General features: G+C 34.2%; 14 protein-coding genes and 1 other RNA gene. 3 read left to right on the top strand and 12 right to left on the bottom strand.

From position 1 onward, the window contains the following. The first annotated feature begins 27 nt into the window (after positions 1 to 27). Entirely contained in the window at positions 28 to 1164 is a 1137-nt protein-coding gene (locus tag JJL45_RS07240) for a glycosyltransferase (RefSeq protein WP_068603080.1), read from the top strand. Here JJL45_RS07240 and JJL45_RS07235 read toward each other — a convergent pair. The 7 genes from JJL45_RS07235 to typA form a co-directional block, all read right to left on the bottom strand. Next, positions 1161 to 1559, bottom strand: a complete 399-nt coding sequence (locus tag JJL45_RS07235) for a sugar 3,4-ketoisomerase (protein ID WP_068603081.1) — start codon at positions 1557 to 1559, stop codon at positions 1161 to 1163. The genes JJL45_RS07240 and JJL45_RS07235 overlap by 4 nt on opposite strands. A gap of 289 nt (positions 1560 to 1848) precedes the next feature. Continuing rightward, entirely contained in the window at positions 1849 to 2415 is a 567-nt protein-coding gene (locus JJL45_RS16275) for an acyltransferase (protein WP_082935913.1), read from the bottom strand. Positions 2416 to 2432: 17 nt separating this feature from the next. Next, positions 2433 to 3920 (bottom strand): oligosaccharide flippase family protein, encoded by a 1488-nt coding sequence (locus tag JJL45_RS07225; RefSeq protein WP_068603082.1) that lies wholly within the window; start codon positions 3918 to 3920, stop codon positions 2433 to 2435. Positions 3921 to 3923: 3 nt separating this feature from the next. Further along, positions 3924 to 5027, bottom strand: coding sequence for a DegT/DnrJ/EryC1/StrS family aminotransferase (locus tag JJL45_RS07220; RefSeq protein ID WP_068603083.1), 1104 nt, complete (start codon positions 5025 to 5027; stop codon positions 3924 to 3926). A 26-nt stretch (positions 5028 to 5053) separates the two neighbouring features. Next, the gene (locus JJL45_RS07215; protein ID WP_068603084.1) at positions 5054 to 6013 is read right to left on the bottom strand and encodes a FemAB family protein; all 960 of its coding nucleotides are present in this window, start codon (positions 6011 to 6013) and stop codon (positions 5054 to 5056) included. A gap of 36 nt (positions 6014 to 6049) precedes the next feature. After that, the gene (locus JJL45_RS07210) at positions 6050 to 7366 is read right to left on the bottom strand and encodes an O-antigen translocase (protein ID WP_068603085.1); all 1317 of its coding nucleotides are present in this window, start codon (positions 7364 to 7366) and stop codon (positions 6050 to 6052) included. A 425-nt stretch (positions 7367 to 7791) separates the two neighbouring features. Further along, positions 7792 to 9591 (bottom strand): translational GTPase TypA, encoded by a 1800-nt coding sequence (gene typA / locus JJL45_RS07205; RefSeq protein WP_068603086.1) that lies wholly within the window; start codon positions 9589 to 9591, stop codon positions 7792 to 7794. Positions 9592 to 9916: 325 nt separating this feature from the next. On the opposite strand from typA, the gene kdsA reads away from it, so the two are divergent. Next, complete coding sequence (gene kdsA / locus JJL45_RS07200; protein WP_068603153.1) at positions 9917 to 10735, top strand: 3-deoxy-8-phosphooctulonate synthase; 819 nt, start codon at positions 9917 to 9919, stop codon at positions 10733 to 10735. A 236-nt stretch (positions 10736 to 10971) separates the two neighbouring features. Here the strand turns inward: kdsA and JJL45_RS07195 are convergent, their stop codons facing one another. From JJL45_RS07195 to JJL45_RS07185, 3 genes are all read right to left on the bottom strand, one after another. Beyond that, positions 10972 to 11751, bottom strand: a complete 780-nt coding sequence (locus JJL45_RS07195) for an SDR family NAD(P)-dependent oxidoreductase (RefSeq protein WP_068603087.1) — start codon at positions 11749 to 11751, stop codon at positions 10972 to 10974. A gap of 27 nt (positions 11752 to 11778) precedes the next feature. Next, positions 11779 to 12987 carry an NAD(P)-dependent oxidoreductase gene (locus tag JJL45_RS07190; RefSeq protein WP_068603088.1) on the bottom strand — a complete coding sequence of 403 codons (1209 nt, stop codon included), beginning with the start codon at positions 12985 to 12987 and terminating at the stop codon, positions 11779 to 11781. 1817 nt (positions 12988 to 14804) lie between these two features. After that, entirely contained in the window at positions 14805 to 15662 is an 858-nt protein-coding gene (locus JJL45_RS07185; protein WP_068603089.1) for a DMT family transporter, read from the bottom strand. 542 nt (positions 15663 to 16204) lie between these two features. Between JJL45_RS07185 and ssrA the strand changes: the two genes are divergently transcribed. After that, positions 16205 to 16599: a transfer-messenger RNA gene (ssrA, locus tag JJL45_RS07180) on the top strand. A gap of 421 nt (positions 16600 to 17020) precedes the next feature. On the opposite strand, the gene JJL45_RS07175 is transcribed toward ssrA, so the two are convergent. Beyond that, positions 17021 to 17929, bottom strand: a complete 909-nt coding sequence (locus JJL45_RS07175) for a serine protease (protein WP_068603090.1) — start codon at positions 17927 to 17929, stop codon at positions 17021 to 17023. 46 nt (positions 17930 to 17975) lie between these two features. Then, entirely contained in the window at positions 17976 to 19946 is a 1971-nt protein-coding gene (locus JJL45_RS07170; RefSeq protein WP_068603091.1) for a protein-disulfide reductase DsbD family protein, read from the bottom strand. Positions 19947 to 19951: the final 5 nt, after the last annotated feature.

Raw genomic sequence — 19951 nt, 5'->3', positions numbered from 1 at the left:
ACTAAATTACGTCCAACAAAATAAGCTATGAAAATTCTTTTATTAGGCGAATACAGCAACTTTCATAACACATTAAAAAAAGGTCTTGAAAAGCTTAATTACTCGGTTGTATTAGCTGGTCGTAAAGATGGTTTTAAATCTCTTCCTGTAGATGTTTCTTTTGAACCCCAATTATTAGCCAAAACACCATTAAAATATCTTCGCTATTTACTGATTAAGCTTTTTAAGTTTGATATCGCCGCCTTTGAAACCTCATATTATTTTTTTAGAAATAAGCACAAACTAAAAGGCTTTGATTATGTGCAACTGATTAACGAATACCCTATTAAATCTACACCATATTTTGACAAAATATTACTTAAATTCATTTTTAAAAATAACAACAAAATATATGTATCAGCTTGTGGAAATGATGTAATCTATTTAAATTATATTTTAAATGCCGATTTACCCCATCACATATTAACACCATACATTAAAAACCCTAAACTAAAGGAGCATTTTAAATATAGTCTAGCGTATTTAAACACAGCTCATAAAAAGCTACACAACTTCGTACTAGAAAATGCAGAAGCTTACATTCCTGGAGACATGGATTACGAAATGGCATACAAAAACCATCCTAAAGCAAAGCCTCTTATTCCTTTTCCTATAAACATAGATCTTTTGGCGTACAAGCCTGTAAAAATTAAAGATAAAGTGAAAATTTTTCATGGAATTAATAGAATTAATTACCATAAAAAAGGAAATGATTTTTTCTGTTCGGCTTTAAATTTTATAAAAGAAAAATACCCTAATCAAGTAGATATTGTTGAAGTAGAAAATATTCCTTACAAAGACTATATTTCACTTTATAACGAAAGTCATATCTTACTTGACCAAGTATATGCTTACGACCAAGGTTATAATGCTCTAGAAGCCATGGCCAAAGGAAAAGTTGTTTTCACAGGTGTTAGTGAGGAATTTTTAGATCACTATAAGATAAAAAAACGAATTGCTATAAATACAACACCGAACCTTCAAGAAATTATAGATAACCTAAGCTATTTAATTGAAAACCCTAAAGAAATTGAAAGTATTAGTAAAAATGCTAGAGATTATATTGAAGAGATTCATGACTATAAAAAAGTAGCACAACAATACATAGATTGTTGGAATACTTAACGCTTACTTTCTAAAAACTCATCGTAATCCCTAATGTAATCTACTTCATCATAAACATCTGAGGCTAACACCAAACATACTGCTCCAGAAGAAAAATTTTCTAATTCACGCCACATCCTAGTCGGTATTAACAATCCCTTATTTGGTTTATTAAGCATTACCTTTTCTTTGTATTTCCCATTATCTAAAATAACCTCAAAGCTACCGCTTAGCGCTATTAAAAACTCAAGTTGCTCCTTATGTGCGTGTCCTCCTCTGTAAGAATCGCTAGGAACGTCGTATAAATAATATACCCTCTTAATTCCAAAAGGAATACAATCTTTTTCAATAACAGATAAGTTACCCCTTGGGTCTGAAATTTTTGGAATATTGATTATTTTGAATTCACCATTCATTATTATACTGGTTTTAAGCAAGTAGTTTCTCCAACATCCAAATACATGAACAACTTATAACGCCTGCTTATTTTCTGTAAATATAATTCATTATCGCAAATCATTATATAAGCTATCAAAATAGATCTTATTTCATGAAATAATTAGGATTACTTAAGAAAAGGCCATTACATTTTGATCAAGCATTATAAAATAGAGGGTATCAAAAACACTATTTTTTTTATTGAAAAAGAAAATAATTTTATAAGTATTAACAAAAAAGTTTCGGTTCTTAGAACAGAATATACCCCTAAGCTAGCGTGTTAATTATTTTAGCAGGATTCCCTCCAATAACCACATTTGAAGGAAAACTTTTTGTTACAACAGAACACGCAGCAACCACAGTATTTTCACCAAGAACAACTCCTTTTAACACAGTTACCTTGTTACCTATAAAAACATTCCTTCCAATAATGACCTCTTGAGGATCAGGATCAGTACTAGTGCGATTATTAGCAGTTAAATCATGAAAATTACTATCCATAATCGTACAAGAATGACCTATTAACACATTATCTTTTATAATAATTTTCTTCTCTGAAACAATAGAGACAGCATTATTGATATGTATATTATTTCCGAAGAAAATACTGGCTTTTTTTGATCTAGCCTCAATATAACAATACGAATTTAAATAAAAAGGTGAGTTTATTACACCAAAACTTACATGCTCTCCAAAATTAATCTCCCCTTCCCCTTTTAAAACGACAGGCTGATATTCCATATACTTCCCAACAACTTTTTTGTTATTAGAAAAACGACTGTACACTACCTTTCTAGAGTATAAATACGCTTTTATTATCAACTTTTTAATCATTACAGCACAGCTTTATTTTATTTTTCAATTTTCTTAAAAAAACCTTTAATCAAATACTTAATATTTATTCGTTTTTGAATTTCTGTAAACGTAAAAATTAAAGAAACTATTGCCATTAAAGTTAACCATAAATAATGCAAAAACCGGTTTTGAACCAAAGTTCCTAAGTAAGAAAAAACACAAATAGAAATACAAATAAAAAAAATTCTATAAAATGATTTTTTCAAATTTAATTGATAGTAATACCCCGTTAAAATTTTTAAAGTAACAAAATGAATTATATAATAAATCACCAAACCAACCCCCAATCCTGTTAGGCCTCCTGCTTTATAGCTAAAAAAACTAATTAAAAGCATTAAAAAATTAAATACAATAGAAATTTTAATAAATAATTTGGAACTACCTTTTGCTATTATAACATAGCCTAATGTAAATGATATGGCTTTAAATAATGTTCCTAATACTCCAAAAGTCACGAATCCTAAAATAACAATAAATTCCTGGGAATATAGCAGCTGTAGTACTAGGGGAGCAAATACAAAAAAAACAGCTATAATTGGTGTAATTAAAAGTACTGCTATTTCGGCTTGTTCATTAACTACTTTTTGTATTAAACTATTGTCTTTATTTATCGCAGACAACCTAGGAAAATAATCTGTCCCCATAGCATTAAAAATCAACCCTACATAGGAATTAATAATAAGCATTCCAGCACTATAATAACCCACTTCTTGTAATCCTCCTGAATTTCTTATATATATTTGAATCAACCAAAGCGTTAGGGCTACAATAAGCGAATTAACACTCAAGGAGAGCCCTAAACTAAGCATAGACTTACTTTTTTTGAAAGTTTCTACAATACCTATTTTTCTTATTTTAAACCCTTTGTGTTCAACATAAAGAACAACAATGAAATAAGCGATTATTACACTTAAAATTATTGAAGGAACAATACCATCAATTTTATAGTAATAATAAATAGGAATTGCCACCAACAACCCTAAAAAACTGCCCCATAAATTTGCTTTAGCAAGTTTTTTTAATTGCCGGGTACCCTGCAATATCGCTTTTTTTCCATTAGTTAGTTGAGTAAAAAAAACCGCTAATGACAACCACATAAATTCAATCTTATAATTTGAATTCCCAAAAGCCCATGTACTTAACCAACCAGAAAAAAACATACAAAGTAACGCTCCTATAATAGCTGTAAACCAAACGACTTTATTTAAAACATCAACAAATGAATGAAATTCACTCCTATTCGCTTTAGAATCATACTCTGAAATTTCTTTAACAGCACTTGTCTCTAATCCTAATTTTGTAAAATCTACAATAAGTTTAACTGTAGAGGTTAACAGTCCTAACACCCCTAAACCACTAGCTCCAACTAAAACAGTTATTATTTTTGTTTTAATTACTGATAATAGGATATTAAATATCTGAACACCACCAAATAAAGAGGTGGATTTTAAAATTTGTTTGTATGAAGTTGATTGTTTTTCCAAGCATTAATGAAATTTGGATAACACCGAAACTATTTTATTTACCTCTACATCATTTAACATAGGGTTCATAGGTAAACTAAGAACTTCGTTATGAATACTTTCTGTTTTATGTAAACTAACAGCATTCCAATTTTTGAAAGCTAACTGTTTATGAATTGGAATTGGATAATGAACAAAAGATTCGATTCCATTTTTAAACAAAAAGTCTTTTAATTCATCTCTTTTCTTACTCTTTACTACAAACAAATGAAAAACATGTGCATTTTTCTTCTCAATCGTAGGCAATAGGATTGAAGGGGAATTGATACTATTCAAATAAGTTGAAGCTATTTCCTTTCTCTTGTTATTGTCACTGTCCAAGAATTTTAATTTCACCCTTAAAAAAGCTGCTTGCAACTCATCTATTCTACAGTTAAATCCCTTTATATCATTCTCATAAGAGGATTTTCGCCCATAATTTCTTAGCTTGAATATTACATTTGCTAATTCCTCATTATTAGTTGTAATCGCACCTGCATCTCCTAATGCTCCTAAATTTTTTGTTGGATAAAAACTAAAAGCCGCAGCATTTGAAACACTGCCTGCCTTACGTCCATCGCTATTGGTTGCCCCATGGGCTTGGGCTGCATCCTCAATTAATAATAAATTATAATCTCTAGATATTTTTTCTAAAGCTTCAACATTATATAATTGACCATACAAATGAACCCCTAAAATAGCTTTGGTACTTGGAGTAATTTTTTTTAAAACTTCTAAAGGGTCAATATTATAGGTTTCTTTATTTGGTTCTACCAAAACTGGTTTTAATCCAGTATTGCTTATCGCCAACACAGTTGCTATATAGGTATTTGCAGGCACAAGAACTTCATCACCAACCTTTAAAGCACCAAGTGATTTATAACCTTCAAATACAAGTTGAAGCGCATCAAGCCCAGAACTTACTCCTATACAAAATTTTGTACCACAGTAATTGGCGTACTCCTTTTCAAAACTAGATACTTGTTCACCTAAAATATAACTCCCTGAATCTAAAAAAAAATCAAATTGGTTTTTAAACTCATCTTGATATCGAGCATTTATTTTTTTTAATTCTAGAAATTTTATCATTTAAATGGTATAATTATAAATTGAATTTAAACTAAATCTATAGTAAAATAATCTTGCAAATAAATGCTACAACCTAATTCCTCCTTTTGCTTTAACATCCCTTCACTATATCCTGTTTCACTACTATCTGTTACAGTCCCCATCGAGAAAAATTTTTTGCCTTCATTTTTATATTTTTCTATTAAGAAAAGGAATAAATAATCTAACGCCCTCATTTTTTCCCCTAAAGTAGTTGTGGCTCCATATTGAGATTTTACAACATATTGAGTTTCAAAAATAGTTATTCCAGCAAGAACCTGTCCATTATGATAAATATTATACTGCTTTATTTTGGATGGAAAACGAGATTGTAAATATGCTATTTCATCTAAAGAATGTACTGGCATTGAATTATATTTTTTTTGCAGTCGAGGTTCTAGCACATTCTTCCAAAAAATTTCCAATGCGTCATTTTCTTTAATTTCAAAATTACACGCCTCACTTTTCCTACGATTCTTAATTTTGGTTTTATGAAAATTAATAGGATATGAATAATCGATAGCAAGAACCATATGGCGGTCTAGTGAAGCTTTTTCATTTCCTAAAATATAAGGGATTTCAAAATTAGATCCATTACAATAAAAATCAGGAACTTGTTTTATAAAAAAACTTAAAAAACCTTCTTGTTTTAAAAAAAAGCAAAGTGTTTTAAAAATTTCAAAAACTTTAATAGCTGAAATTCCGTATTGCAACAAAAGCCCCCCATAAGTCAATCCTTGATGAGAATAAATTCGATTATCCTGAATATTTGCAGGCAAGAGGCCTACTATTTTATCCTTTTTAAAAATTAATAATGAAAAATCTTCAAAGCGATCTTTATGATATTCCATAAAATCGCGATGAAATAAAAAAGTAGCATTTTTTGCATTTTCAACAAAGTTATTCCATTGATTATAATATGAATCTGTATATCTTACAACAGCATATTCTTTAAACTCACCCACCATATCTGAACAGTATTAGCAATTGAACACTCATTGGTTTTAAATCTTCAAATTGGTTTTATCACTAACCTCCAACCCAAAAAGCGTACCTCTAAATACAAGCAAAACGATACCAAAGTACATCAAATAACTCACAAAATGCGCAATAACGGCCCCTTGAATACCATTAAATAAATTAATAAAATAGATACTCGAACTATACAACGTAATCATTAAAAAGGCTTCGGTTAATACATAATGCCAAAACATTTTTTTTGCCAAGAATTGATAAGCAATTACCATGGACAAAACTTTAATAAAATCACCTAGTAACTGCCATAAAAACAAATCTTCTACAGGCTGAAACTCATCAGTAAAAACCACTAGCACTACATATTTTCTAAGCAGGTAAATTAGAAAAAGTCCGATGACTAGAAAAGGAATCATACGCCTATAAAAGCGAATCACAGCCCTTTTAAATTGAGTGACCTCCTTGAATTCCGAAAATCGGGGTAAGCGATAAAGGGTGATTAACGCGGTCACAAACATTAAATAATACTTTGAAACTCGCATCATAGCCTCCCAAAAACCTGCATCTTTATAGCCTATGTTTTCAATAATATGTGTTCGAATTGCAAGCGCTACTAAAGGTAATAACACCCCAGAAAAAATAGCCATAAGCACAAACATGTGCATTTTTTTCAAGTACCCAAAACTAAACATACTAGCCTTAATGAGCGGCACTAAACTACGTCTATTAATGATACCCACTAAGGTAATTAGAAAGATTAATGATTCAGAAATAACCACCGCTATCAGAGCGCCATCAATTTTGTTTTGGAAAATTAATATTAGTGTAATAGAAACACTTAAAATCTGGCCAATAATATTAATTACAATTAGTATTTTATATTTTGAAAATCCGTTCATTATTGAAAATGAAAACATATTCAGAATATAAAAAGGTAAAGCTATGGCGAAGATTTTAATCACATAGGCATAGTCGTTATAATTGGGAAAAACCAAGTCATTAATCCAATCTGCCTTGAGGTAGCAAAAAAAACACACCATAACGGTGCACACAAACCCAGCGTAAAAAACCGAGGAAATAACTTTACTGAGCTCGGAGGTACTGTCATTAAACTTGCCTACATATTTAACAATGCCTTTATAAAGCCCTCCAGAAGCTACCGTTTGGGAAGCTTGCACAAAATTGCGTAAATTCCCAATTAGTGCTAATCCTTCGGCTCCAATAAATACGGCAATAGCTTTAGAAGTTAATAGTCCTGCTACAATTCTTGTGAATACAGCGAAAATTTGTAAAGAAGCAATTTTTACTAAAACCTTGCTTTTTATATAGTCTATTAATTCCTTCAATTAATGGTTTGGTTTGGTTAATTAATTGATATTTTAATCACACTCCTCTTGTGTGATTAACACATAAAAAGACTAATTATTGGTCTATTATCAATTTATAAGAAACCAAATATACAAAATCATTTAAATTCTAAGGGGTTGTTTTGAAGTTGATAAAACAGCTCAAGTTAAAGCGTTTCTATTATTAACTTTTTCGAAAATACAAGTAGTAAATATTAATACAGCAGATCGCTGAATTGGTAATAATAATGGGTAATGAAGAAGGACTTAAGGCTATGCCATAAAACACGAATAGTAAACACCCAACGGAGTTTACTATTCGTAATTTTTTAACAGATGTCATTAGGAAAGAAATCAAAAGGACAGCCATAGCAAGATAACCAAGCCATTCTACCCAAGCGATTCCTAGAAATTCCATCTATCTATTATATTGATTTATTTCTTTTACGTTCAACCTCTGTTAAGTAGATTTTACGGATACGTAAGAAGTTTGGTGTCACCTCAACATATTCATCTTTCTGGATATACTCTAAAGCTTCCTCTAAAGAAAACTTAATAGCAGGTACAATTTTAGCTTTATCATCGGCACCAGAAGAACGAACGTTACTTAACTTTTTAGTTTTCGTTACGTTAACCGTCATATCATCACCACGTGAATTTTCACCAATAACTTGACCTTCATAAATATCTTCACCTGGATCTACGAAAAACTTACCACGATCTTGTAATTTATCGATAGAATAAGGAATTGCTTGTCCTTTTTCCATAGATACTAACGATCCGTTTTGACGTTCTGGAATACCACCTTTTAAAGGTTGATACTCTTTAAAGCGGTGTGCCATAATCGCCTCACCAGCCGTAGCCGTTAACAATTGATTTCTAAGTCCGATAATCCCTCTTGAAGGAATAATAAACTCACAAACCATACGGTCACCTTTAGCTTCCATACTTAACATTTCACCTTTACGCATGGTTACCATTTCTACAGCTTTACCAGAAACAGTTTCAGGTAAATCGATAGTCATCTCTTCAACAGGCTCACATTTAACACCATCAATTTCTTTAATGATTACTTGTGGCTGACCAATTTGAAGCTCGTAACCTTCACGACGCATCGTTTCAATTAAAACAGATAAATGCAGTACCCCACGGCCAAAAACCATGAATTTATCAGCACTATCAGTTTCGTTAACACGTAAAGCTAAGTTTTTCTCAAGCTCTTTTGTTAAACGGTCTTTAATATGACGAGACGTTACAAACTTTCCATCTTTCCCAAAGAAAGGTGAATCGTTAATCGTGAATAACATACTCATAGTAGGCTCATCGATAGCAATGGTTTTTAAACCTTCAGGGTTTTCAAAATCGGCAACAGTATCACCAATTTCAAAACCTTCTAATCCAACAATCGCACAGATATCACCTGTTTGAACTTCGTCTACTTTTATACGTCCAAGACCTTCAAAAACATGAAGTTCTTTAATTTTATTTTTAACGATACTTCCATCGCGTTTCACTAAAGAGATATTCTGACCTACTTTAAGTTCACCACGTGTTAAACGTCCAATTGCGATTCGTCCCGTAAAAGAAGAGAAATCTAAAGACGTAATTAACATTTGTGTATTTCCTTCAGGAATTTTAGGCTCAGGAATATGCTCGATTACCATATCTAATAATGGTTCGATATTTTCAGTTGGCTTTTGCCAATCGTCACTCATCCAGTTATTCTTTGCAGAACCGTACACTGTAGGGAAATCTAATTGCCATTCTTCAGCACCTAATTCGAACATCAAATCGAAAACTTTTTCATGCACCTCATCAGGCGTACAGTTTTCCTTATCAACTTTGTTTACAACCACACATGGTTTTAATCCTAAGTCAATAGCTTTTTGAAGTACAAAACGCGTTTGTGGCATCGGTCCTTCAAAGGCATCAACTAATAGTAAAACACCATCGGCCATGTTTAAAACACGCTCTACTTCACCTCCGAAATCGGCGTGACCTGGTGTATCAATGATATTAATTTTAGTATCCTTATAGATAACAGAAACGTTTTTAGAAGTAATTGTAATACCTCTTTCACGTTCTAAATCGTTATTATCAAGAATTAAATCTCCTGTGTTTTCGTTTTCACGAAATAACTGACAATGATACATGATCTTGTCAACTAACGTAGTTTTACCGTGATCTACGTGTGCAATAATTGCAATATTTTTAATAGTAGCCATAAAAGTGCCTTAAATTGAGCGGCAAAGGTACTCTTTTTTCATAGAAAATTGTTTTTTTGTTTTTTATTTTAACCAAGGTTTCATTTTACCATTACTACAGATTAAACAAAGCCCATAATTTAACCTATAAACATATATTTCAGATACTTATAAAACAGAATTTAAATTTAAAATATCACTTATTATACTACTGAAATACTCCTAACCTTCCCCTTTTCCTATCAATAAGTTGAAAATTACGTCGATTTCTTAATTAACGGTCACAAATAATTCGTGAAAAAAAATATTTTTAATACGTACCTTTGACGCACAAAAATTCATGGCTATGACCCTTAACGACGTACCTAAGTTAAAACACACCAATTCTAATAACTTCTTTTTGCTTTGTGGCCCATGTGCTATTGAAAGCGAAGACATGGCGCTACGTATCGCTGAAAAGGTAGTGGGAATCACAAACAAATTAGAAATCCCTTATGTTTTTAAAGGGAGTTTCAAAAAAGCCAACCGCAGTAGAATTGATAGTTTTACAGGTATAGGAGATGAAAAGGCTTTAAAAATCTTAAAAAAGGTTTCGGAAACTTTTGATGTCCCAACGGTTACCGATATTCATGAAGTAACAGATGCTACTATGGCTGCAGAATATGTAGATGTTTTGCAAATTCCAGCATTTTTAGTGCGTCAAACCGATTTGGTTGTTGCAGCAGCTAAAACAGGTAAAGTGGTTAATTTGAAAAAAGGCCAGTTTATGAGTCCGGAAGCCATGAAACACGCCGTTCAAAAAGTAAAAGATGCTGGTAGCTATAAAGCATGGATTACCGATAGAGGTACGATGTTTGGTTACCAAGATATGATTGTAGACTTTAGAGGTATTCCTACCATGCGCGAGTACGCACCAACGGTTTTAGATGTAACACATTCCTTACAACAACCGAATCAATCGGCTGGAGTTACTGGCGGCAGACCCGATATGATTGAAACCATAGCAAGAGCTGGCATCGTTAACAACGTTGATGGTTTGTTTATTGAAACCCACTTCGATCCTGCAAATGCTAAAAGTGATGGCGCTAACATGCTTCATTTGGATAATTTAGAAGGGCTTTTAACCAATTTAGTAGCCATTAGAAAAACGATTAATGCTTTGTAGATTTTATGGAGGTTTCCAAAGCGTAAAGTTTCATAGATAAAGAGTTTCAAAGTTACAGAGGTAAATTAGGGACTCTGTATTTTAATAGTGTTTATCAAAAACAATCATCCTGAGCTTGCCGAAGGACACAAACAGCTATAGGTTTTAAGTTTAAAACAACTCACTGTATCCAAAGCTAACTTTGATACTTTGAAGCTTTGAAACTTTGTAGCCTTGAAACTCTGCAACATAAAAAACTACTCTTCTCGATTTTTCTTCTGAATGGTACTCACAATATACGTAGCGGTTCTCCTTGGAAGAAAACGTGGCAAGGTAGCTAAGAACTTATTAAATCGCCCAGGAATGGCATAGGTTCTCCCTTGCAACATGGCTTTATAACCATACTCGGCAACACTTTTAGCACAGGCCATATTAAATTTAATTTTGTTATCGGTCGTATTCTCCGAAACCGTTTGCTGAAAAGACGTTTGTGTCGGACCAGGGCATACTGCGGTTACCGTAACCCCTGTCCCTTTTAATTCATTAGCAATGGCTTCAGAAAAAGACAACATGTAGCCTTTGGAAGCATAGTAAATAGACATTAATGGTCCAGGTTGAAAGGCTGCTAATGAGGACATGTTTAAAATTTTTCCCGAACCGCGTTTCACCATGCCTTCTAACACCAGTTTGGTTAAATGTGTGGCGGATAAAATATGCACATGTAGCATGGCCGATTCACGTTTCCAATCGGTTTCGGCAAAGGTTCCAAACAAACCAAAACCAGCGTTATTTATTAGCACATCTATAGGTTGGTAATCAATAGATTTCATAATGTCTTCCGCCACATTAGGAACGGCTAGGTCTTTAACTAAGGTGATTACCTCCACATCAAAATCCTGTAACAGATTGGTTTTGGCTTGCTCTAATGCTTCTGGATTCACATCAACCAATATAAGTTTATAGTGGTCTTTTGCTAATAATAGGGTGAGTTCATATCCCAGTCCGGATGCTGCACCGGTTACCAAAGCTGTTTTCATGCTTAATTTGTTCTATTTAGTAATCAATTATAGTTCGTTGTCATCTACAAAATCTTGCAGATAGGAAAATTTAGGCGTTAGTTTTCCGTTTTCGGTGATTTTTGCCCGCTGCAAAATACCATCTTTATCCTTATTAAAAAAGGCTGGTATGATTTCTTGTGAAAATACTTCTCCAAAGCCTCTACTGGCATCTTTCGGAATTTCACAAGGCAAATTACTTACCGCCATAACAGCAATGGCTTTTTGATTTCTATAATCGACTTCACTTCCAGTTTCTGGATCGTAACCATAAATAGAATTATCGATGTTTGAAGCTCGAAGCGTTGTAGCCAAAGGTCCGTTAACATCGCAACTAATATCGGCTACAACTTTAATATTAAAACGGGGTGATTTTACATCGGCTTGGGTGTAAAATTTAGGAGCGCCGGCACTATAAAAATGACCTGTAATTAATAAATCGGCCACCTGAGCAAATCGCATGAAATTAGACTTATAGTCCTGTGGGTTTTTATAAAAATCAGCGTTAATAAAAGTCTTTCCTGATTTGTGGATGTTATAGTCACCAACATGAACTTTGCAATACACTGGCTCATTAAAAGACCCGTTTAGAAATTCGGCAACAGAAACTGCTTTAATCCCCATAGTGTCTAACATCATATGTACGCTTTTTGCGACGCGCCCATTGCCCGTTACTAAAATTTTAATGCTAGGCAGTTTTAGCTTTCCAAGTTCTTCTTGCAAAGCAGTGGTACTATTTAAATGTTGTGCTGTAGGTAATTCCCAACTGTTAAATTTCAATCCCCAAGTTCGAAACGCATTATAAGCCCCAACAATACCCGCGTATTTCCCAAAACCAATAAGGCGAACACCATGACGATCTACCAGCGTTTCATGATCGTAAAGTGTGATATTTTTATCTAGAATGGCTTTTAAAAGCTTTCGGTTATGAGCTTGCTTTTTTATGGTATGGGAAAAAAACATGTAGGTTTTATTAGGAAAAAGCGCTTCCGCAGGCACTTCCTTGATACCAATAAAAACGTCACAATCGGAAACATCGCTAGTCACCTCAAATCCTTCCTTTCTATAAGCATCATCTGGGAAGGTACGATCGTTTGAAGCTTCAATTTTGAATTGTGCTTTTGGAAACCGACGTGTTACTTCCTTTAATTTTGAAGGCGAAAAAACCACTCTTGGGTCTGGTGGTGTGATACGTTCTTTGATAATGGCAAATTTCATAGGTTTTGTTCTTAGGTGCTAGGAAACTGTTTTTGTAGCGTTGTAATTACTAAGATACGAAGTTAGAAAGTTACAAAGCCTTAAAGTTGAAACACAGAGAATCACAGAGGGTACACTGAGTTTCGCAGAGGTTTTGTTAAGAGCTTATGGAGATGCTTCACTGCGTTCTGCATGACAAAATTAGTAGTTCATCAGAAGGAGGTACGACTGAAAAATCTGTTTTTTTTGAGTTAGAAGGTTAGAAAGTTTAAAGTTTGAAAGTTGTAACACAGAGGTCCCCAAGCTTATATTAAAGGTCTTCGAGCGCAGTCGAGAAGTTTTGTATAATCGAAGGTATAATGTTCTCGACTTCGCTCGAACACCGTCTATTTGAGTTACAATGCTTCGGAATTGAAACACAGAGAATCACAGAAGGTAAGCTGAGTTTCACGGAGTATATCGTTATATCTAAGGGCGGAGTCAATTCCATATTGAGGGGGTTAGGGGGTGTTTTTTATAGTTTGAAAGCTGAAACACAGAGGTCCCCGAGCTTATATTAACGGGCTTCGAGCGGAGTCGAGAAGTTTTGTATAATTGAAGATATAATGTTCTCGACTTCGCTCGAACACCGTGTATTTGAGTTACAATGCTTCGGAATTGAGACACAGAGAATCACAGAGGTAGCACTGAGATTCGCAGAGGTTTTGTTAAGAGCTTATGGAGATGCTTCACTTCGTTCTGCATGACAAGTTTAGTAGTTCATTCATAAGGAGGTACGACTGAAGAATCTGTTTTTTTGAGTTAGAGGTTAGAAAGTTTAAAATTTGAAAGTTGTAACACACGGATTCCCCAAGCTTATATTAACGGTCTTCGAGCGCAGTCGAGAAGTTTTGTATAATCGAAGATATAATGTTGTCGACTTCGCTCGAACACCGTATATTTGAGTTACAAAGCTTCGGAATTGAAACACAGAGAACCACAGAGGGCACGCTGAGTTTCACGGAGTATATCGTTATATATAAAGTCGGAGTCAATTCCACATTGAGGGGGTTAGGGGGTGTTTTTTATAGTTTGAAAGCTGAAACACAGAGGTCCCCGAGCTTATATTAACGGTCTTCGAGCGCAGTCGAGAAGTTTTGTATAATTGAAGATATAATGTTCTCGACTTCGCTCGAACACCGTGTATTTGAGTTACAATGCTTCGCAATTGAGACACAGAGAATCACAGAGGTAGCACTGAGATTCGCAGAGGTTTTGTTAAGAGCTTATGGAGATGCTTCACTTCGTTCTGCATGACAAGTTTAGTAGTTCATTCATAAGGAGGTACGACTGAAGAATCTGTTTTTTTTGAGTTAGAGGTTAGAAAGTTTAAAATTTGAAAGCTGAAACACAGAGGTCCCCGAGCTTATATTAACGGTCTTCGAGCGGAGTCGAGAAGTTTTGTATAATCGAAGATATAATGTTGTCGACTTCGCTCGAACACCGTGTATTTGAGTTACAATGCTTCGCAATTGAGACACAGAGAATCACAGAGGTAGCACTGAGATTCGCAGAGGTTTTGTTAAGAGCTTATGGAGATGCTTCACTTCGTTCTGCATGACAAGTTTAGTAGTTCATTCATAAGGAGGTACGACTGAAGAATCTGTTTTTTTTAGAGTTAGAAAGTTTAAAGTTTTAAAGTTGTAACACAAAGCCCCTGTATGCTTTAGGCAAAAAGAAGTAGGCTGTAAACTTATAACTCTATAGAAATTCCTGCTACTTCGAAACTTTGAAACCCTGTAACTTTTCAACCTTTTAACCTTTTAACTTTATTACTAAACAACTTTAAAAACTCCCTTTTAAACCAAAGGCTTTTCAAAAAAAGTAATCCGAATGCCTAAAAGTAAGATGAGTCCGCCAACGACCATCTGAAAACTTATGGCTTCATCTAAAAAGCACCAAGCAAAAATAGAGGCTAAAATCCCTTGTCCCAATAAACTCACCGACACTCTTGTTGCCCTCATATGTTTCGTAGCATAACTAATAAGCAACCATGCTAGCAGCTGACAAACCATACCTTGTACACAAAGCACCAACCAACCCGAGGTTGAAAACCCAGAAAAAGGCTCCCCAATACTCCAACTTATTACACCAAGTGATATGGAGGCAGACACCAAACTGATGGTCATAAAAGTAGGCACATTTAGTGTGCGGAGTACTCTTTTACTAACTAACATATACACGGCATAAAGCATGCCCGAAAGTACGCCAAAACAAAACGCGCGGTCGAAATCGAAATCCATGAAAATTTGAAATCCGACTAACAGAACCATACCGAAAAGTGCCACTAAAGTCCCCAGCCAGAAGTTACGTTTGGGCTTATCCTTTAAAAATAGAAAGGCACCAATGCCCACCCAAACAGGAGAAAGGTTTGTTAACAATGACGCTTGTGTGGCGGTAGACTCTTGTATGGCAATATTCCAAACGGCTACATCTAAGCCGAACACCAAGCCGCATAAAGCCGAAAGTGCCCAAGCTGCTTTACTTTTAATCTGATATTGCTTGGTAATAAGCACATAAGGCAAAATAACGATAGAAGCAATAAGCATTCTATAAAAGGCTGAAATAACACCTGGTGTTAATTTTAGTTTCACAAGAATGGGAAAAATTGAGATGCATAAAATGGCAACAACTAAAGCGACCCTTGGTTTGTTCATTGAAAATTCGTTTTTTTTGCCAAATTTAATCTTAAATGAAATAGCTTAAACGCCTCGATGTTATAATTTATTAAATTGTTGATGAGGACAACTAAGTATGGAGACTAAAGGCTGAATAACTTGTAAGTTTTATTAGTGTTGATATTCTAAAAAAACCATTTTTCGAGGGAAATACAAATGCTCCTATTGAAGTTGAAACTTTTTTAATACCTTTGACGCCCGCGTTAAGGATTGCAGCGGCATCCTTTTTTGTGCTTAGTTTAAAATTTTAAATGATTTCGAACTTAGATCTGAGTCACTTATTTGATGTGATACTGAAGCAAGTTCAGCACAAAAAAGATATAGCGAAAAGCCTGACCCGATAGGGAAACGCCCAAAAAACGCATTCTAATGAAACTGTTGTTTTCTAAAAAGTAATGTGAAGGTGATAGCTTTTTTAAGTTTTTCCGACAAACTTGATAAGTTCATCCGTATTATTTTAAATGCATTTTTGAGTTAAAAATACGTTTCAGTTATAAATTACTTGCTAGCGCAAGCATATTGGGGTCGACTGGTTTTGACAGCGAGATTAATTGAACGGTAAGCACGTCGTGTAATGGCATTGAAACACGTAAAAGGCTAGACCAAATTTTAAACGGCGAGAATAACTACGCTTTAGCTGCATAATCTGAATTATAGTAAGATTGGCCTAGTCCCGCAAGGCGGGAAAGCTTTATGTCTCCGGAAAGCCTTGATTGACGGCGTTCCATTTTGAGGCATCGTAAATGTCAATATAGTTTAAGCAGTGCTTTGATGCTTTTACGAAACTAAAGAAGCTAAGTTATAAGTAGGTTGTCTTTAACCAGCTTATAATCGAAAAAACAAGAAAAGAATAAACGTGTAGAAAGCCCTTTGGTTACTTGTTTGGACGAGAGTTCGATTCTCTCCGACTCCACTAAAAACCCTTATAAACCCAGTGTTTATGAGGGTTTTATTTTTGCGTTGACAGAATCGTTGACAATTCTGTTTTCTTATCTTATTTTGTTGTTATATGCTAAAGTAGTAGTGTAAGCTTCCCCTAAAACCGAACTGTTCTAAATTGGATTCTGTTACCGAAGTTTTATTTGAATTAAAAATATCCTTTAAGAAATTTATAATACTCATTATTTTTAAATTTAAAATATTACATCATTAACCATAAATGATAATTTGAAACACTTTTCCTTTTATTATTTCAAATATGATATTTTCCTAAAATTCAATCGATAAAATTTCATTTTTTCAGTAAAACATATCCTAAATCAACTTTTATTAAAGGAGATAAACACAAGGCTTTAAAAACTAAAGCCTCCAGTAAAGCTCACAATAAATGATAATTTTTAAACGCTCTCGTTAAGGTATTTATTAAGTTGACTTACCGGTATAACTATTTTTAATAGAAGCTGTAAATCTCCTTTTTCCTTCGTCCCTTCTCCGGTATAATTTGCACGCGTAGCACTTACCACTCCAACAACTTCACCCGAGTCATTAACTACCGGTCCTCCACTCGCACCTAGACCAAATTCTGCTGTAATGGTCATTTTAGGTTGTGCCTTTTTAGAGGCTACGTATTTTCTAGAAATAATCCCCTTAGTCATAAAGAAGGTATTTCTAAAAGGATGCCCCATCATATATACATCTTCTCCAACAAGTTCTGTTTCTGCTAATGGTAATGCATTTAATTTCTTCCTTTTTGTATCAATTTTAAGAATCGCTAAGTCGTTAGCTTTACTGGCAGACAACACTTCGGTTACCACATAAACAGTGCCTTCATGATCTACTGCAAAAAGACCATCATACTCAATAGTATCTTTAGGTGAAATAACATGGTAGTTAGTTACAATAACGCCATCTTCGTGAATTATAAAGCCTGAAGCTGCACTTAAATGTACATTCGGACATTTATCACATAAGTATGAAGATCCAATATATAATGTGCTTTTCTGCAAGTGATGATACATTTGATTCCCTGTCTTTTTATCTGAATTCATATGTGCGATCTCAACTCCTGAATTAACTTCAAAGTTTTTCGTTCTGTCTTCCTTAAGTTTTGTAAATGGCGTATGCAAATTGGCCGCTACTAATTTATTAACTTCTACACTTGCAGCGCTAACAAACTCTGAGCCATTTTCGGCTTCTTCATCAAATATTTCAACTGCAGTAGCGGTAGTGTCTGGAACATTTTGGGTTGATTTACAACTGTTAAGAGCTAATATTAAAGATAAGTAAAGTATATAATTGATTTTCATTTTAAGTTTGTTTTTATTTAAAATATGATGTACTAATTATTATAATTTAGAATTTTGAAAGCCCCAATTCCAACCACGCTTTATATTCTGAAGCATCCGGTAGATAAGCCACGGGCTCTACTAACTTCTCTTCATTATGATCGATTATAACATAAAATGGTTGTGAATTTGATTTGTATTTAATGGTTTGCATCTCACTCCATTTTTGTCCGATGTACTTTAACTTTTTTCCTGGTTTTAATTGAGAGTCTACAATCTCATCAGCCTCAAGTTTTCGTTTGTCATCGACATATAACGAGATTAAAACCACATCGTTTTTCAATAGATTTAAAATCTCTGGCTCAGGCCATACATTTTGTTCCATTTTTCTACAATTTACACACGCCCAACCTGTAAAATCTAGCATCACAGGTTTACCTACTTTTTTAGCATAAGCTAAACCTGTGTCGTAATCGTTGAAGGCCATGATATCGTGTGGCGCTAATAAATGTGCCCCTTCAGGTAAATCGCCATGAGCGGATGCGCTACCACTTGATCCTAATTTAGAGAAGCCAACTCCATAAGGCGATTCGCTATAATCTTGTGGTGGCGGGAATGCACTAATAATATTTAATGGTGCCCCCCAAAGTCCTGGAATCATATAAATAGTGAAGGTTAACACGATAAGTCCTAAACTTAATCGCCCTACCGAAATATGCGTTAATGGAGAATCGTGTGGTAATTTAATTTTCCCGAATAAATAAAACGCTAGGGTTCCAAAAATGGCAATCCAAATCGCGATAAATACCTCTCTTTCTAAAATGTGAAGCTGCAAAACTAAATCCGCTTGACTTAAAAATTTAAATGCTAAGGCTAATTCTAAAAATCCTAAAACTACTTTTACGGTGTTTAACCAACCACCTGATTTTGGTAATGAGTTTAACCAACCTGGAAAGGCTGCAAATAGTGCAAATGGTAATGCAATAGCTAATGAAAATCCGAACATTCCAATTATTGGTGCGACTCCTCCTTTTGATGCCGCTTCCACTAATAAAGTTCCCACAATTGGACCTGTACATGAGAAGGACACAATAGCCAAGGCTAAGGCCATAAAAAAGATACCGACAAGTCCGCCACGATCTGCTTGAGAATCAACTTTATTCGCCCAAGAATTTGGTAACATGATCTCGAAAGCACCTAAAAAAGACACCGCAAAAACGACTAAAAGCACAAAGAAAATAATATTAAACCAAACATTAGTGGCTAGCGCATTAAGCGCATCGGCTCCAAAAATTCCGGTTACAGCAATCCCCAACACTAAATAAATAACGATGATACAAATACCATAAATAATGGCATTCTTAATTCCAGCGGCTTTGTTTTTACTTTGCTTAGTAAAGAAACTCACAGTCATTGGAATCATAGGGAATACGCATGGTGTTAATAAGGCTGCAAACCCTGATAGAAAGGCAATAAAAAAGATTGACAAAAGTCCTTTATTAGAGGCTGAATCCTCGATAATTTTAATGGTATTATCTGTAGCGACTGCTGGTGTTACAGCTTCAGTCGATTCTGTAGCTAAAGCTTTATTTCCGTGAAGCTGAAATTCTAAATCTATTTCTGTAGGTGGTAAACAACGGGTATCGTCGCAGACCATAAACTCTACAAATCCGTTTATTGTAGAGGTTGATTTTGTGACTTTTACGTTTTGAATAAATTTTGCTTCACCATCAAAATATTTTATTTCCATTTCGAAAACAGGATCTTGAACCGTATGCCCTTCACCTTCTACAGTATTACCGTTTAAAGTAAAATTTTCTTCCGAATTATCGTAGATAAAGGTCGTCGCTATCGGCCCACCTTCGGGTACGACTTGCGAATATAAATGCCAACCCGCATCGATATTTGCTGTTGCAATCAAGTTATATTCTGTATCTGATATTTTCTCTACAGAAGTGGTCCATTTTACAGGATCTAGGACTTGGCTATTTACAAAACCACATGTTAAAAAAGCGAGTGCTATTAGTATGTTTTTCATTAATT

Origin of the sequence: Tamlana sp. s12 (assembly GCF_016767215.1) — a bacterium.
Taxonomy (GTDB): domain Bacteria; phylum Bacteroidota; class Bacteroidia; order Flavobacteriales; family Flavobacteriaceae; genus Pseudotamlana; species Pseudotamlana agarivorans.
Note: the sequence above shows the minus strand (reverse complement) of the source record. Positions and strands in the feature narration are given on the sequence as shown.